This window comes from Jujubicoccus corallicola (genome assembly GCF_047345645.1).
Lineage (GTDB): Bacteria > Pseudomonadota > Alphaproteobacteria > Rhodobacterales > Rhodobacteraceae > JBLEFH01.
The window spans coordinates 267,063-280,316 of sequence record NZ_JBLEFH010000003.1; the positions used below are offsets into that span (position 1 = coordinate 267,063).

At 59.1% G+C, this 13,254-nt stretch carries 20 protein-coding genes; 6 read left to right on the plus strand and 14 right to left on the minus strand.

Annotated features, from left to right (window positions below; all coding sequences use genetic code 11):
• Nucleotides 1-8 precede the first annotated feature (8 nt).
• Nucleotides 9-320, plus strand: coding sequence for a hypothetical protein (locus tag ACMA5I_RS06490; RefSeq protein ID WP_525885673.1), 312 nt, complete (start codon nucleotides 9-11; stop codon nucleotides 318-320).
• Here ACMA5I_RS06490 and ACMA5I_RS06495 read toward each other — a convergent pair.
• Genes ACMA5I_RS06495 through ACMA5I_RS06560 form a run of 14 tightly spaced genes read right to left on the minus strand, consistent with a single transcriptional unit; the run spans nucleotide 290 to nucleotide 8,697 of the window.
• Nucleotides 290-418, minus strand: coding sequence for a GpE family phage tail protein (locus ACMA5I_RS06495; protein ID WP_525885422.1), 129 nt, complete (start codon nucleotides 416-418; stop codon nucleotides 290-292). The two genes, ACMA5I_RS06490 and ACMA5I_RS06495, sit on opposite strands and share 31 nt — an antisense overlap.
• A 32-nt stretch (nucleotides 419-450) precedes the next feature.
• Nucleotides 451-693 (minus strand): phage tail assembly protein, encoded by a 243-nt coding sequence (locus ACMA5I_RS06500; RefSeq protein ID WP_525885423.1) that lies wholly within the window; start codon nucleotides 691-693, stop codon nucleotides 451-453.
• A gap of 30 nt (nucleotides 694-723) precedes the next feature.
• The gene (locus ACMA5I_RS06505) at nucleotides 724-1,230 is read right to left on the minus strand and encodes a phage major tail tube protein (RefSeq protein WP_525885424.1); all 507 of its coding nucleotides are present in this window, start codon (nucleotides 1,228-1,230) and stop codon (nucleotides 724-726) included.
• Nucleotides 1,231-1,245: 15 nt separating this feature from the next.
• Nucleotides 1,246-2,418, minus strand: coding sequence for a phage tail sheath subtilisin-like domain-containing protein (locus tag ACMA5I_RS06510; RefSeq protein WP_525885425.1), 1,173 nt, complete (start codon nucleotides 2,416-2,418; stop codon nucleotides 1,246-1,248).
• Nucleotides 2,419-2,428: 10 nt separating this feature from the next.
• A complete protein-coding gene (locus ACMA5I_RS06515) occupies nucleotides 2,429-2,989 on the minus strand; it encodes a hypothetical protein (protein WP_525885426.1) in 561 nt (186 codons plus the stop codon).
• A gap of 9 nt (nucleotides 2,990-2,998) precedes the next feature.
• Nucleotides 2,999-3,664, minus strand: a complete 666-nt coding sequence (locus tag ACMA5I_RS06520; protein ID WP_525885427.1) for a phage tail protein — start codon at nucleotides 3,662-3,664, stop codon at nucleotides 2,999-3,001.
• Nucleotides 3,665-4,228, minus strand: coding sequence for a phage tail protein I (locus ACMA5I_RS06525; protein WP_525885428.1), 564 nt, complete (start codon nucleotides 4,226-4,228; stop codon nucleotides 3,665-3,667).
• Nucleotides 4,221-5,123, minus strand: a complete 903-nt coding sequence (locus ACMA5I_RS06530) for a baseplate assembly protein (protein WP_525885429.1) — start codon at nucleotides 5,121-5,123, stop codon at nucleotides 4,221-4,223. Before ACMA5I_RS06530 ends, ACMA5I_RS06525 begins: the two co-directional genes overlap by 8 nt.
• Nucleotides 5,120-5,458, minus strand: a complete 339-nt coding sequence (locus ACMA5I_RS06535) for a GPW/gp25 family protein (RefSeq protein WP_525885430.1) — start codon at nucleotides 5,456-5,458, stop codon at nucleotides 5,120-5,122. Before ACMA5I_RS06535 ends, ACMA5I_RS06530 begins: the two co-directional genes overlap by 4 nt.
• The gene (locus tag ACMA5I_RS06540; RefSeq protein WP_525885431.1) at nucleotides 5,455-5,979 is read right to left on the minus strand and encodes a phage baseplate assembly protein V; all 525 of its coding nucleotides are present in this window, start codon (nucleotides 5,977-5,979) and stop codon (nucleotides 5,455-5,457) included. The genes ACMA5I_RS06535 and ACMA5I_RS06540 overlap by 4 nt, the downstream gene beginning before the upstream one ends.
• A complete protein-coding gene (locus tag ACMA5I_RS06545; protein WP_525885432.1) occupies nucleotides 5,976-6,485 on the minus strand; it encodes a hypothetical protein in 510 nt (169 codons plus the stop codon). Before ACMA5I_RS06545 ends, ACMA5I_RS06540 begins: the two co-directional genes overlap by 4 nt.
• Nucleotides 6,486-6,493: 8 nt before the next feature.
• Entirely contained in the window at nucleotides 6,494-6,913 is a 420-nt protein-coding gene (locus ACMA5I_RS06550) for a hypothetical protein (protein WP_525885433.1), read from the minus strand.
• A gap of 3 nt (nucleotides 6,914-6,916) precedes the next feature.
• The gene (locus ACMA5I_RS06555; protein WP_525885434.1) at nucleotides 6,917-7,852 is read right to left on the minus strand and encodes a hypothetical protein; all 936 of its coding nucleotides are present in this window, start codon (nucleotides 7,850-7,852) and stop codon (nucleotides 6,917-6,919) included.
• Nucleotides 7,849-8,697, minus strand: coding sequence for an XkdF-like putative serine protease domain-containing protein (locus ACMA5I_RS06560; RefSeq protein ID WP_525885435.1), 849 nt, complete (start codon nucleotides 8,695-8,697; stop codon nucleotides 7,849-7,851). The genes ACMA5I_RS06555 and ACMA5I_RS06560 overlap by 4 nt, the downstream gene beginning before the upstream one ends.
• Before the next feature lie 173 nt (nucleotides 8,698-8,870).
• Between ACMA5I_RS06560 and ACMA5I_RS06565 the strand changes: the two genes are divergently transcribed.
• Genes ACMA5I_RS06565 through ACMA5I_RS06585 form a run of 5 tightly spaced genes read left to right on the plus strand, consistent with a single transcriptional unit; the run spans nucleotide 8,871 to nucleotide 13,237 of the window.
• Entirely contained in the window at nucleotides 8,871-10,139 is a 1,269-nt protein-coding gene (locus ACMA5I_RS06565) for a phage portal protein (protein ID WP_525885436.1), read from the plus strand.
• A 14-nt stretch (nucleotides 10,140-10,153) separates the two neighbouring features.
• Nucleotides 10,154-11,884: a terminase large subunit domain-containing protein gene (locus ACMA5I_RS06570; protein WP_525885437.1), complete on the plus strand. Its 1,731-nt coding sequence runs from the start codon at nucleotides 10,154-10,156 to the stop codon at nucleotides 11,882-11,884.
• Nucleotides 11,881-12,312, plus strand: a complete 432-nt coding sequence (locus ACMA5I_RS06575; protein WP_525885438.1) for a hypothetical protein — start codon at nucleotides 11,881-11,883, stop codon at nucleotides 12,310-12,312. The genes ACMA5I_RS06570 and ACMA5I_RS06575 overlap by 4 nt, the downstream gene beginning before the upstream one ends.
• A 23-nt stretch (nucleotides 12,313-12,335) precedes the next feature.
• A complete protein-coding gene (locus ACMA5I_RS06580; protein ID WP_525885439.1) occupies nucleotides 12,336-13,007 on the plus strand; it encodes a glycosyl hydrolase 108 family protein in 672 nt (223 codons plus the stop codon).
• Complete coding sequence (locus tag ACMA5I_RS06585) at nucleotides 13,007-13,237, plus strand: hypothetical protein (protein WP_525885440.1); 231 nt, start codon at nucleotides 13,007-13,009, stop codon at nucleotides 13,235-13,237. Before ACMA5I_RS06580 ends, ACMA5I_RS06585 begins: the two co-directional genes overlap by 1 nt.
• The last annotated feature ends 17 nt before the right edge of the window (nucleotides 13,238-13,254 follow it).

Genomic DNA, 13,254 nt, shown 5'->3' on the forward strand with positions numbered 1-13,254 from the left:
AGGCCCTTTTGGGTGACGATCTCAAGGTTCTCGACGCCAAGCGATGCCAGCTCGCCTTGCGCAACGGAAACCTCACGAATGCTGTCGGTCCAGCTCGTCAGAAGTTTGGCCGAAGCCGCAGAGACCCCGCCAGCCACAACGCCAACTCCGCCGACCACCGCCGCCTTCTTCAAGGTGCTTTTCATCCGCGCGGCCGATTTCGCAACATTGCCCTCGACACCTTTGAGTGGGCCGGTCAGCTTGTCCTTCAGGCCGACGAGGACGGAGAGATCGATTTGCGAGGATTTGATCATCGTGGCTTCGGCTGGCTTTCTTTATGAAGGCGCTTTGCGTCTTCGAAGTGTTCGAGAAGGTCTTCCACCGGCATGCTTTCCATTTCCGAGGGCTGCCAGTGGAAGACAAACGCGAGAACCGACATGATCTCGCGCAGGTCTTTTTCGCGAAGCGCGATCAGCCCTTGGTGAACTCCCCCATTTTGTTGCCGAGCTGCACGAAGTCATAAATATCAAACTGATCGACCACGCTCGGAGGGATTTCCGCGCAATCCACAAGGAGCGATGCGGTTTGACCTGCATCCGTGTCGTTCTTTTGTGCGCGCTTGATGTCTGCGGCGTTCGGACGGCGGAAATTGATTTCCTTGATCTCCTGATCGCCATCCATCACCGGATATCGCAGCTTATAAGTATTGTTCATGTGTGCTTTCCCTTCTTTTGCACGTTTGCGTTAGAGGCCGATGGCTTTGCGGGTCTCGGCGAGCTGATCGACGCCGTTGATCTTGGCAATCATGTTGATCGGATCGATTTCGACCAGCTCCACACCATCATACTCATACTGATAATAGTGCAGCGTCAGCTTCAGCTTGATCTCTGCACTATCGTTCTTCTTCCACGTTCCGGGGTCCAGCTCCGCGATATGCGCGCGCATCTTGTGCTGAACGGCGTGACGGGTGCCGTTCGCATCCGCCAGCGCACCCTTCGCCGTGAAGGCGTAGGTGTTGCCCGGCACGACGCCGAGCAACGTGAAGATGTCTTTGTCCTGCGCCTTGATCGTCGCCTCGGCTTCGAGCTTTTCAAAGCTCCCGCTCGGCACATCGACCACAGCGCCAAGTCCCCCGCCATCATACTCGATCATCTTGGCGACGATCTTCGGCGGCGTGAACTCTTCGATCCGGCCCGCATATCCGCGACCATCAGCGAAGAAATTGAAGTTCTGGAATACATCCTTGATCATGTCTCGATCTCTCCTTTATGCGGCCACCGGCAGAACATCCGCCAGATACTCGCTGTTGATATGCATGCGGAAATTGACGTGTTCCGCCGTGCCATATTCGACGAAATCGAAGTCAAAGAAGACGTCGCCGCCCTCCATGTTCGTCGGCGTGTTCAGATCCGGGTCCGCCCAGCAACGACCACCAGCAATGGCCTGCTGCTGCTTCAGCGTCCGCAGGTAGTTATCCACACCGGCTATCACGTCCTCAAAATAGGTCGTGGTGATGTTGCGATCCACGGCCCAGAAGTGCGCGCGCATGATGCTGTCGCCGATCATGTCGCCGATGCGGCGGCGCTTGAGGAATGCCCATTTCGGATCTGCCGAGCAGCTGCGGTTGCCCCACAGGCGATACCCATTCTTGCGAATGATGGTGGTCACCTGCTTCTCATTGAGAAGGTTCGCGCGCGAATTCGCATCGCCCAAGGTAAAGTCCACCGGGCGCGCGATCCCCGTGATGCCGAGAATTTCGCGGTTAGAGGGCGAATGCCAGAAACCGCGCTCCGCATCGGATTTTGCGATCAGGCCCGCCACGCGGTCGCTCGCCGGACGGATCACGTCTGCATTTGCTTCCGTGTCCCATACCGTCACCCACGGATCGACGAGATAGGCGCGCGCCGAACCGAAATTCTCACGATAGGCAAGCGCATCCGCATCGGTCGTGTTCGGGCCGTCAATCACCGTGATGGCCCGAAGGCGCTCGGCCACGCTGACCATTTCGGTCGCGACCGAAAGTTCATGGCTGAAGCCCGGTGCGATAATGATGCGCGGCGTCACGCCGACCTCGACCTCAGCGGCGAGCAGCGCCCGCAAGCCCTGATACTGACCGCTCTCCGCGTCAACCCCGCCGATCACAGCACTGACCGCATCTTGGGCAGTCTCGCCCTCTTCGACGCGAACGACCACGACGACTGCGCCAGCCTGATCAAAGATACCGTCAATCGCATCGGGAAGCGTCCCGGTTGCGCCCAGACCTGCGGCCTCGCGGCGCGATCCGGCGATCATCACCGGCACATTGAGCGGGAAGGCGAGCGGATCGGCGTCAGGCGCGTTGCCGACGACGCCGATCACCGCCGAGCGAACGGTTTGAATGGGGCGCACACCGCTGTCGATTTCAACGAGGTCCACGCCGTGAAGGAATGTTTCAGCCATAGCTTTCTCCTTAATAGCTGCCGAGCAATTCGGTGATGCTGGCCGGGGCATCCGGCCAGTGGTGATCTTGTTGGAAAGAGATGCTGCCGCTCTTCGAAAGGAGCGCCGCCTTTTGGCGCATGTCCTTCATCCAAAGGATCAACATGCGATAGGCCGCAGTCTCTTTCTCATCCAGAATGCCAAGCGACAAAGAGGCTGCGAGTGTGGTGCGCTTCCCTTCACCGGCAATCTCGGAAATGCGCTTTTCAGCCTCTTGCTGAATACGGCCTTCGAGATCAGACGGTTTCGGCGGCGGAGCCTCGGATAGCGCGCCCTGCGGCGGCACCTCATCAAGTGATTGGATTTCATGCTTGGTGCCGTCTTCCGTCCAGTAGACATAACCGCGAAAGTCCGGGACAATCTCCCATGCAACGCCATTCCAGACAGCGCTTTCGCGGTGCCGCCCTTCTGGCGGTGCAATGGTGGTGGCACCAGCAGGCACCAACGCATTGCCGTCGAGTGGATCACGGCGCGCCACGGTCGTTCCGCAATACTCACCGGTTGAAGTCGTATAATGAAAGATCTGTGTCATTCTCATCCTCTAGTATTTGATGCAGAACATAAGAGCCGTATTCTTCGGCCTGTTTTCATTGGAGGTCGGAACGACGCGGCTCGCATCAAACTCGAAACTTTCAACGCCCGCACCAATATTTCCACTCGACTGGACGTAGCTCACATCTCCGATGTGCCTCAAAAAAGCACCGGTCATTATGGGATTGTTCCGCCCGAACAGACTGTCAGCCCCATGTCCACGAACATCGACCTGACCCTTGATATTTCGAATGGTGTCCCCTTGCTCACTGCCCATAGCCCGCGCGTTATCCACGCCTCGCCCGTGATCCCACCCTCGGACGAACTGGCCGCGCAGATCTGGAACGGCAAATGTGGTCTCACCATCGCCGTCGCCGAAGATTGTGCCAATCGCAGCGAAAAGCTTTGCGTAGGTATCACGGCGAATTTGGGAGCCATCACACTCTAACCAGCCAGACGGCGGCTCTGTCCCGGCAAAGGTTATCAATGCCCCTGCTGGCGATGCCATTTCGACCATCTGCTTGAGAAATGCCGTCCGGCATGCGAGCTGAAGCGCCTGAATATTTGAAATCCCCAGACCTGCTTCAAGATCCGGCTCCCCTCCGACAACTGGGTCGGTGGTCTCGATACGATAGATTTCATCAAACCACAGGCTTTGCTCGGTCAGGTTTGCCATTCAGATAACTCCATATGTAAAAGTGCCGTCATAGGTGAGGACGCTGTCGTGAACATGCGCCACCTCGACGTAGTTCAGCTCTTTGAGTTGACAGTGCTGCGGCGTGACACCTTCGAGTATTGCGCGCAAAATGTTCGCTTGTTTGATCGAAAGCGGCTTTTTGACGAAGACACTGTATTCTGCCCAGTGCTGCGCCTCGCCATGCGTCTCACTTCCATCGTAAGAGAATGCGTCGTTGTAGCGTTCGGCATTTTGCCCCTCGACCAAGATCGCATCGCCGTAGCCTGCGGCCTTCAGCGCGCGCCGGATCGCAGACACAACCCCGTTCTTTCGATGCACCTGAATGCTGGCCGCAATCACGGCGCGCTGCGTCACCTCCGGCCAGCTTTCATCCCAATAATTCACCGACATTTCCCACGCGAGCGCCGGAAGCGCGCTTGAGGGGCATGTTTCGGCGCGCTTTAGCTGGTCGATAGAGACGGGCAAATCTGTTGTGCTCGACAGCGCCTCTTCAACTGCGCGCTCGATCTGTGTCGCGTTTGGGGGAAGCAGGCTTTTAAACATCTGTCCCCCCTAGAGAAATTGCTGTCTCGGTGCAGAATGCCGCCTGATTGCCGTTCACCTCGATGTCTGCGGTCGGCTCAACGAGGCGCACCTTTTGAACACCCGGTCGATGCAACGCCGCGTAGATCCCGGAGAGCGTGATGTCATGGCCAAGCCTGTGCGTTTCGTTCAAATACTGATCCAGCGCAACAGATGCCGCCTCTTCGACCACGGACGCATCTGGTCCTTGATAGGTCGTAAGTTCGGCCTCGACACGAAACAGCAGGATCGCGGCGCTCTCCACGAGGACCGTGCTGCAAAGTGGCCGCACATCGTCGTCACTTAGAACATCTTGGACAGACTGCTGAAGATCTGCCGAGGCGCTGCCATCTCCTTCATTCGACAAAATAGTCACCAGAACCGTTCCAGGCACCGGACGCGAGACCGCCACATCCTTGACCGCAGGATCAGCCGTGAAGGCCCAAAAAACGTAAGCTCCGCGCGGGCCTGCGGTGCTGAACCCCTCAAGCGCCAACTGCGCACGGCGGCGAAATCTGCTGTCACCCTCATAGACAGCCGCAACAGGCGGGCGCGCCAGATCATCGGCGGGTGTGATCAGCGCCCGCTCTACGCCGTAAAGAGCGGCGAGGTGATCCAGATCAGACCCTGTCGCAAATGCCAGCATATTGGCTTTCGACTGATCATTGATTTTTTGGCGCAGGAGCAATTCACGATACGCTTCAGCCTGAAGAAAGAGGTTCAGATCGTCGCTCTCATAATCAAGGGCGGCGGCAAGGTGGGGTGCAAGTTCAACCAACCGCGCGCGTTTCGCCGCAAGGATCGCTTCGAAATTCAGCTCCTCAATCATTTTGGGCGCGGGGAGCTTTGAGAGATCAATCGCCGAATAACCGCTCATAGCTCGATCCCCTCAAGCGTGACACGGCGACCTTCCGGCAGGTAGTCGCCCTCAACGGTCAAGGTGACACCGTTCTCTTTCGCGACGGCCTGCACACGGACCACACTGAACCGCTTTTCCCATTTGCGAATGGCGTCGATGGTGTTGCTGTAAAGCTTCACCAGCATCACGCTATCCATGTTCTGATCGACAAGCGGGAAGATATCCGCGCCGAAATCCCGGCGCATCACGCGGGTTTCTGTGTCCGTGGTCAGGATGCGGGTGATCGACTTTCGCAGATGCTCGATCCCTGAAATCTTCTTGCCGGTGGTGAAATCAAAGCTTTGGACGGTCATTGCGGCCCGCCTGTGCTTGCGCCGCCCGACATCACGCCGCCATGGACATGCGTGGTCAGGCTGATGCCGCTGGCGATCACATCGCCGTTGACCACAACATCTCCGGAGATTTCCAGACCGCCCGTCGCGACGATTTCAACCGTGCCGCCGTTGAGATCAATCGTCAGGCTTCCTGCCGCCCGGTCGTATGCAATGCTCGCGCCGTCTTGATATTCCCGGCTATGCACATTGGCGCTGCTCTCGCTCGCCTGATGCGTCCCGTTATAGAGCGCCGCGATGATCACCCCGCTCGACAGATTGCCGGAGGGTGCCAGCACAACGACTTCCTCACCGACCTCATAGGGCGACCAGACCTTATCGTTTGCCGCGCGCGGCGCAGCCATACGAAGCCAACCCGACAGCAGGTCGCCAACATCCACACGGGCACGCGGCGGATTGCTGTAATCGACATCGCGAATGGTGCCGTAGCGAACCAGATCGCCGATCATGGCGTTATGCCGTGAGGTCTCGAAAGCACTCATCCGCCCCATGCTCCAATCGGCTCGTAATCGTCTTCGTGACCAAAACCGATATCCGGCGCTTGGCCGATCATCAGGTTCGGACGCTGGCGCGGCGCATCCTCGCGCAAGAGAAAGCCTTCAACGGACAGGCGCATCGCCGTCACCACCTGTTGATCGGTGATCTTGTCGCGGATCTCGATCAACGTGGCACGGGCCTGCTCGGTCATTGTGCCGGGGCCATCGGCCACGGGCAGGAGGTGGATCGGATTTGCCACGAGATCGGCGATCAGCGGCGCGGTCGCCAGCTGATCCACATCATCGCCGCGCAGCTCCGCATAAAGAACGCCTTCAAACGCGGCCTTAATTTCAAAATTCGTGTCGTTGAAATGCCCGCCATCCGGGCCGAACTTGAGAACCTCATTGGCGACAATGACCGCCTTGTGGTCCCAGACCGTCTCCATGGCCTCCGGAAGGAACTCCATCAACCGCGATCCCAGCTCTTCTTCAATTCTGCTTCGCAGGTTCATGGTGCCTCCTAAATTGCGATCATCGTCAGACCGCCAAAGCGCGGTGTCGGATCATCATCGTCATTGCTGGCCGAGGCGATTTCGCCCGCCAGCTCGTGAAATCGGTCCATGAGCACTTGAACGCGCGCGTCCGTGTCGTCAGCATCGAGAAAGCGGTATTGCACTGAGCCTTCGAGCCGTCCGATCTTTGCCGCCCCATCGAGCGCGAAAGTGTTGAGCCATGGATAGACGCTGGCCAAGGCGCGCACGGTGAGCGCCTCTTGCCAAGTTTCTTCAGCCTCGACGGGAGGCACCATCACGCCCGACCGGCTCGCCAGATCGCGCGCGGCAATCCGGATATGCTTGGTCAGGAGCGTGTCCGGGACTTCGCTAGGGAGGTTTGCGAACTCCCGGACATCCTGCGGCGTGATGGTGATCCCCTGCGGCATGGCTTACTCGCCCAGAACCGCTGCGTGTTTCACAGCGACCTCATAATCGAAGGCCATGTCGAAGGTATATTCGAGCGCGCGGCGAATAGTGTGATACTCGCGATCCCGGCGCACGTCTGTATGCATACCAAAAACAAGGTTTTTGATGGGCGTGAAGAGGACCGACCCTTGCGGAACCTTGCCGTTAGCGATGATCTGCTTGCCCATGTAGCGGCGAAGCGGGCTGTCCGCATCCATCGCGGTCCCAGTGATCGGCGCATTCAGCTCTTCGGCGTAGGCGTCCGCATCAGCAATATTCATGATGAAGACGGACTGTTCGCGGTAACGCTCATCCCCTGCTTCGATGATCTGCGAAAGGCTCGCCTTCCAGCCATTCGTCGCCGGGTCGATATCCGCTTTCTTCGCGTTGGCGCTGTCGCGCAGAATTTGCAGCCAACCTTTATTCAAGCGGACGAATTTCGCTTCGCGGTTCGCGCCGGTTGCATCATCCGCAACGCCGTTAAACCCGAGATCCACCAGATCGTTGTGAAGTGTGGTTGCGAACCCTTCCTCGACGAGCTTGATCAGGTTCGGATCATCTTTGTGCTCGCGCAGAGTGTCGAGTTTGATTTTTGCGAACAGCTGCGCGTCAAGCGCGGTCAGTTTGCAGCCCGGCGCATTCGCAGTGGCATGATCGCTCGCCGCAGGCTCTTGTCCCTGCGGAACACGGACGAGCTGACGCGGTGCCAGATCAATCACGTCCACATCTTTGGTCAGACGGGTCATGCGCTCCGTCGTGATCTTCGACATGAAGTCGTCTTTGAAGATCATCGAGATGATGCGGCTTGCCGCCTGCGGGGTCAGATCGCCGGTGTATTTGAGATCACCGGGGCCGATCAGGTTCTTGGCGAGGGCGACCAGCTCTTCCATCTGTTCGCCGGATTTCAGGGTAATCTTCACAGGATGCTCCCTTCTTCATCGATTGCGCCGCCGCCATGCACTTCACGGCCCTTGGCGAGCGCGGTGACAAGCTTCTTTTCGAGCGACTTTTCCATGTTGCCGACAGCCGCTTTGACAGCTTTCTCGACAGCGTCGGTCAGGTCGGCGGCACCGGCCTGCTCTGCGGCAGGCGTGTCGGTGGGTGGGGTGCCGTCATCGGTGCCGCCGTCCCCATTGCCATCCTCGCCCTTCAGCGCGGCGGCAATCTCGCTGCGGACCACGTTCCGCAAGGTTTCTTCATCCATTTCCGGTGTCTCCTTTGTCTGTTCGGAAAATTTCGAGAGAAGGCGCTTGAACCAGCCGGGCGTCTCATCATCTTCCGCCCGAATGAAAGTCGCGGTTTCCGCCGCCACTCGCGCGGTTCCTGCAAGCGAAATGCCGGTCAGCTCACCGGATTTAACTTGCTTCCAGAGATCCGGATCGCCGATCTGGATGCCAACAGCCCAAGAGCCTTCCGGCTCATCGGGAAACAGCTCGTCGCCTTTGCGCACAAGCCAGCTCTCGGCGATGAACGCGACCTCATTGCGAAAGCTGTGTTCCGTATCGATGTTTTTCAGGCGACCTTCGCGCATGAAGGCATAGGCTGCGCGGCGAATGGTGGTTTCGTCTGCGCTGTCGCCATGGCTGTCCACCTGATCGGGCGCATAGACGATGCCGTAGGCCACCATGCGCTCGTCGTCGGCTTTCTCGATCTTGAACGGCTCGACCCGCGCGGCGTTTGCATCCTTCAAGGTCAAGCTCTTCCCGGTCGCTGGCTTTTTAACCAGCGAGATGAAATCCACCGTCAAATCGGTCAGATTGCCCAATTTTCCTGCCTCCGCATAAAGTTGATCAGCGCAATTTCGCGTTTTCGTCAAAAATACATTTGACCGATCTGCGAAACTGGCGAAAGATGGGCGGGGCTGTGCTTGTCTTTATCTGGACTTTTGCAATGTCCGACTAATTTCTATTGCAGTTTTTCGGCGGTAAATACTTGCCTATGAGCAAGACCCCGAACGACAGCAGCAACGTTACCGTGATCAAATCGGTCATCGGCGATGTGATCGAGCAAGCGATGTCCGCCCAAACCGACATCGGCGGCGAAGCTATTTGGCCCATCAATCCTTGGACGCTCTTGAGCCTGTATCGCGCGATCCCGGAGCATGGCCGCGCCATCCAAGTGAAGGCCAACGGCGCGTTCGGGCGCGGTCTTGTGGGCAAGGACGCCTCCAAGCTCAATGATCTGACGAAGAGCGGCTTCGGCTCGCTGGCGGTCGCCCTGGGCGTTGATCGCGGCACCTATGGAAATGCCTTCTTGCAGAAAATTCGTGGAAGCGGGGGAAAGCTTGAGGGTTTGCGGCGTCTTCCAGCGCTGACGATGCGCAAAAGGATCATCGGAGACACGGTGTCCTATGTGCAAACGACCTTGGTTAACGGACGCGAGGTCAAAGAATACTTTGATGAGGATGAGATCATTCACATCAAAGATCCCTGTCCGTCCGGCTTTCATTACGCCTATCCGAGCTGGTCTGGCGTTCAGGAGCTGATGCAGCTCGCGGTTGCCGCCGTTCGCCACAACGCGTCCTTTTTCGAAAATGGCGCGATGCCCGAATACGCCATTATTTTCAAAGGCTCTTCGCCCTCGAAAGAGGTTGAGGCGGATATCAAGGAATTCTTCCAGAAAGAGTTTCGCGGCGTCGATAACGCGCACCGGACGCTGGTGATTGGCACCAACGAAGAAACCACGATTGAAATCAAAAAGCTGACCGCTGACGTGAAGGACGGCGATTTCATTAAGCTGATGGATGCGGCGCGTGACCGCATGCCGGTCGCGCATGGAACGCCGCCGCGCGTTCTGGGCATCATGTCGGCGGGCCAGCTCGGCGGCGGCGGCGAAATGGCCGAGCAGCTCTTCACCTTCGAGGCGTTGACCTGCAAGCCCGAGCGCCAGCAGTTCATGGAGCAGATTTCCCCCGTTCTCGACGAGCTTGGCTTGGCCGCAGGTGATCTTGAGGATGGGCTTGGCGATAACGAAGTTGCTTTCCGCTCGCTCGATCTGACCCCGCCGAAAGATGATTTTGAGCATCTTCCCGATCTTGTCACCTCCGGCGTGGTTCGCCCCGAAGAAGCGCGCGCGGTCGTTCCTTGGCTGCAAGGTCTGCTCGCAGACGGCTCGGAGAGCGCCGGAGCGGGCGCACAAGGGGCCATCTCGCGCAGCGCCGGGGGTGACGCCCTCGACGCGCTTGCCGCGCTTCTGGCGCGTTCTTGAGAGGCGGAGGCGGTATGGCAAAACCCACCAAACCCGAAACACCCGCAAAAAATGCGTCAGGATCGCCAAGTAAGGTCGGCGGGCATGATGGTGGCCGAAAAGGCAAGATGGCCACTCACGGGTCCGCACAATCGCTCTCCGGGGCATCTAAGCGCCGTGGTCGCCCCCCCAAATACACGGAGCAGCAAAAAGACGATGCTTACGCGGCCTATATGGCGGGCGACAGCTCGACCGAGATTGCCGCGCAGATCGGGTGCAGTCCGCGCACGGTGCGCGGCTGGATTTCCGAGGGTGGTTGGGAAGCCGGATTGCGCGCCCGCCGCGAAACCACGTCCGGCCTTGAGGCGCAAATCCTGCGCTTGAGCCGAAAGAAGGATTTGAACAACGCGCAGGCGCAGCGGCTCGCAATGCTGACCCGCTCCCTTGAGCGGCTCAAAAAGGTTGCCCCGAAGCCAAAACCGCGCCCAACGGTGATGAATGCCGTCTCGCAAGATGCGCTGTCGCGGGTGCTCGCTCCCGACTACGGGCTTTACAAATACCAAGTCGAATTCCTTCAATCGGATGATCGCTTTCGCATCGTCTTGAAGGCGCGGCAGATCGGTTTTTCCTACGTGGTCGGCCTCGGCGTCTTGCTTGGCGCAATGGCTGGCCGTCCGCAAATCGTTGTCTCGGCATCCGAGCGCCAAGCGCAGATCATCCTCAACTACGTGCGCCATCACGCCGAGCGCCTCGGCGTCCTTTTTGACGAGGACAAAGCGAACCTGATCCGGCTCAATGGCGTCGATATCGTCGCAGTTTCCACCAACTTTCGCACGGCGCAAGGCTGGCCCGGCGACGTTTGGCTCGACGAATTTGCGTGGGTGCGCAATCAGAAAATGCTTTGGGCTGCGGTCATTCCCTCGATCACGGCAATCGGGGGGCGGGTCACCGTCTTCAGCACCCCCTTCCTGCCCGGATCGCTCTTCTGGGAGATCGCGACCAATCATCAGAACAAGCACAATCACTGGCGGCGCTGGACGATCACCATTGAGGACGCCATCGCGCAAGGCATGCCATTGCCCGGCGGGCTGGAAGAGCTGCGGATGCTCTTCGACAGCGAGAGCTGGGAGATGTTCTACCATTGCAAGTGGGCCGAGAACGGCGCGGCGCTACTTAGCTGGGAACTCCTGCACTCGCTCACGGCGCAGCACATCGATCCCGACCGCTACGGTCGCCTGACCGGCGGGATCGACGTGGGCCGCATCAACGACCGCACAGCGCTCGCCATCATGGGCGAGCAGGTCGAGCGCCAGAAGTGGCTTGGCAAATTCGCGCTCCTGCACCACGAGATGCACAAGGGCCTTAGCTTCGCCGAGCAGAAGTCGCGCATCATCGAGACGGACGCGCGCTTTGATGTCGAGCGCTGGGGCGTGGATAAGACCGGCCTCGGCATGCAACTCGCCGAAGAGCTGACCGCCCGCGCACCGCAGCGCTTCGAAGGCGTCTCATTCTCCGCCAAACGCAAGCAAAAGCTGGCGCTGAACCTTCTCAAAATGGCCGAAGAGCGGAAGCTGGTCCTTCCCAACGACCCGGAAGTCTTGGCCCAGCTCCACTCCGTGCAGAAGCTGACCAGCGGTGACAGCATCCGTTATGACGCCGAGCGCAATGAAGATGGTCACGGGGATCTCTTCTGGGCGATAGCGCTGGCCGCCGAAGGCCGCGCTCTTCGTGGCGGCGGCGGGATCAGCGTGCGGGTGCTGTCATGATCAACTGGCAGCGCGCATCCCTCAAACTCGCTGAAAAGCTTCGCGAAATCGCCACGCGGCAAGGCAATGTGCCGTTCGATAAAGGCGATCTGCGCAAGGCGCATGTGGTCGAGCCGCATGGCGCGACTGACGCGCTTCTTTCAGCAAACACCCCTTACGCGCGCGCCGTTCACGATGGCCGACCGGCAATCACAATCAAGCCGAAGCGCGGCAAGGCGCTGGCATGGAATGGCGCGGAGCATCCCGTCAAATCCGTTCATCAGCCAAAGCGCGAAGGAAACCCGTGGCTCATTCGGGCCGTGGAAGATCTGGAACGCGAGGGGGTGGACTTTTTGGCTGACGACATTGGCCAAGAGGTTGCCAACGAGCTTTCAGAGGCCCTGCGCAAGCGCGGCCTGAAAGTCCGCCAATCAGGCGGAACAAATTAATCTGGATTGAAAAGGAGACCAGAATGTCCACCAAACCCGCCGCATCTTCGGCGAAAACCAAACAGGCCCCCGCGCCCGACACGTCGAAGGCGAAAAACGCCGCGACGACCAAGGCCACTGTGGCCGCTGCTAAGCCCAATCTCGCGGCCCTCGCCATTCAGCTGGTGATGCGCGACACGATTGAGGGCGGCTACGTCAACGATCCGCGCGATCCGGGCGGCGAGACCAACCATGGCATTTCGAAGCGCGCATATCCGAAGCTGAACATCCGCGATCTGACCAAGGACGACGCCATCGCGATCTACAAGCGAGACTATTGGGACGCCATCAACGGCGACGAGCTGGCGGAAATCTCGCGGGAGGTCGCGCTTGCCGCCTTCGACGGGGCGGTCAATCAGGGCGTCGAGATCTCCGCGATGCTCCTGCAAAAAGCTGTCGGGGCCAAGTCTGACGGGATTATCGGCCCGAAATCGCTCGCCGCCGTGCGCGCCATGGTCGATGCGGAGGCCTCGGGCAAACTTCCTCCCGAAGAAGGGGCGCTTATTCAGTTCCTCTCTTGGCGTCTGCGCCGCTATGCGTTCACCCGCAATAGCGCGACCTTCATGCGCGGCTGGTCCAAGCGTGTGCTGGCTATCCAGTATTACGCGCTGATGACCCCCGCCTTCTCTGGCGCGGCTAAGCAGGAGGCCGCGTGATGGAAAAGGCACTTCAGAAGATCGGCGAGCGCTACATCAAGCCGAAATCCCTCACGTGGTGGGCGTCCCTTGTTCCCATCATTGGCGGGCTGATCATCGCGACCGAGCCGCTGCACGGGTCGGGCGCGCTTGTCCAGTCCGTCCGGAACATCGTGGGCGACGGGGCCACCGCAGGCGTTCTCATCAACATGGGACTGGCTGGGGTCGGCATTCGCGGCGCGATTGACTGACCACAAGGGTCGCCGCC

What these genes read in the sequence shown, in the direction of transcription:
- ACMA5I_RS06575 (WP_525885438.1), top strand. Translation starts at nt 11,881, where the DNA reads ATGATCAACTGGCAGCGCGCATCCCTCAAACTCGCTGAAAAGCTTCGC.
- ACMA5I_RS06585 (WP_525885440.1), top strand. Translation starts at nt 13,007, where the DNA reads ATGGAAAAGGCACTTCAGAAGATCGGCGAGCGCTACATCAAGCCGAAA.
- ACMA5I_RS06570 (WP_525885437.1), top strand. Translation starts at nt 10,154, where the DNA reads ATGGCAAAACCCACCAAACCCGAAACACCCGCAAAAAATGCGTCAGGA.
- ACMA5I_RS06500 (WP_525885423.1), bottom strand. Translation starts at nt 693, where the DNA reads ATGAACAATACTTATAAGCTGCGATATCCGGTGATGGATGGCGATCAG.
- ACMA5I_RS06520 (WP_525885427.1), bottom strand. Translation starts at nt 3,664, where the DNA reads ATGGCAAACCTGACCGAGCAAAGCCTGTGGTTTGATGAAATCTATCGT.
- ACMA5I_RS06580 (WP_525885439.1), top strand. Translation starts at nt 12,336, where the DNA reads ATGTCCACCAAACCCGCCGCATCTTCGGCGAAAACCAAACAGGCCCCC.
- ACMA5I_RS06515 (WP_525885426.1), bottom strand. Translation starts at nt 2,989, where the DNA reads ATGACACAGATCTTTCATTATACGACTTCAACCGGTGAGTATTGCGGA.
- ACMA5I_RS06550 (WP_525885433.1), bottom strand. Translation starts at nt 6,913, where the DNA reads ATGCCGCAGGGGATCACCATCACGCCGCAGGATGTCCGGGAGTTCGCA.
- ACMA5I_RS06565 (WP_525885436.1), top strand. Translation starts at nt 8,871, where the DNA reads ATGAGCAAGACCCCGAACGACAGCAGCAACGTTACCGTGATCAAATCG.
- ACMA5I_RS06505 (WP_525885424.1), bottom strand. Translation starts at nt 1,230, where the DNA reads ATGATCAAGGATGTATTCCAGAACTTCAATTTCTTCGCTGATGGTCGC.
- ACMA5I_RS06525 (WP_525885428.1), bottom strand. Translation starts at nt 4,228, where the DNA reads ATGTTTAAAAGCCTGCTTCCCCCAAACGCGACACAGATCGAGCGCGCA.
- ACMA5I_RS06540 (WP_525885431.1), bottom strand. Translation starts at nt 5,979, where the DNA reads ATGAGTGCTTTCGAGACCTCACGGCATAACGCCATGATCGGCGATCTG.
- ACMA5I_RS06545 (WP_525885432.1), bottom strand. Translation starts at nt 6,485, where the DNA reads ATGAACCTGCGAAGCAGAATTGAAGAAGAGCTGGGATCGCGGTTGATG.
- ACMA5I_RS06495 (WP_525885422.1), bottom strand. Translation starts at nt 418, where the DNA reads ATGTCGGTTCTCGCGTTTGTCTTCCACTGGCAGCCCTCGGAAATGGAA.
- ACMA5I_RS06535 (WP_525885430.1), bottom strand. Translation starts at nt 5,458, where the DNA reads ATGACCGTCCAAAGCTTTGATTTCACCACCGGCAAGAAGATTTCAGGG.
- ACMA5I_RS06510 (WP_525885425.1), bottom strand. Translation starts at nt 2,418, where the DNA reads ATGGCTGAAACATTCCTTCACGGCGTGGACCTCGTTGAAATCGACAGC.
- ACMA5I_RS06530 (WP_525885429.1), bottom strand. Translation starts at nt 5,123, where the DNA reads ATGAGCGGTTATTCGGCGATTGATCTCTCAAAGCTCCCCGCGCCCAAA.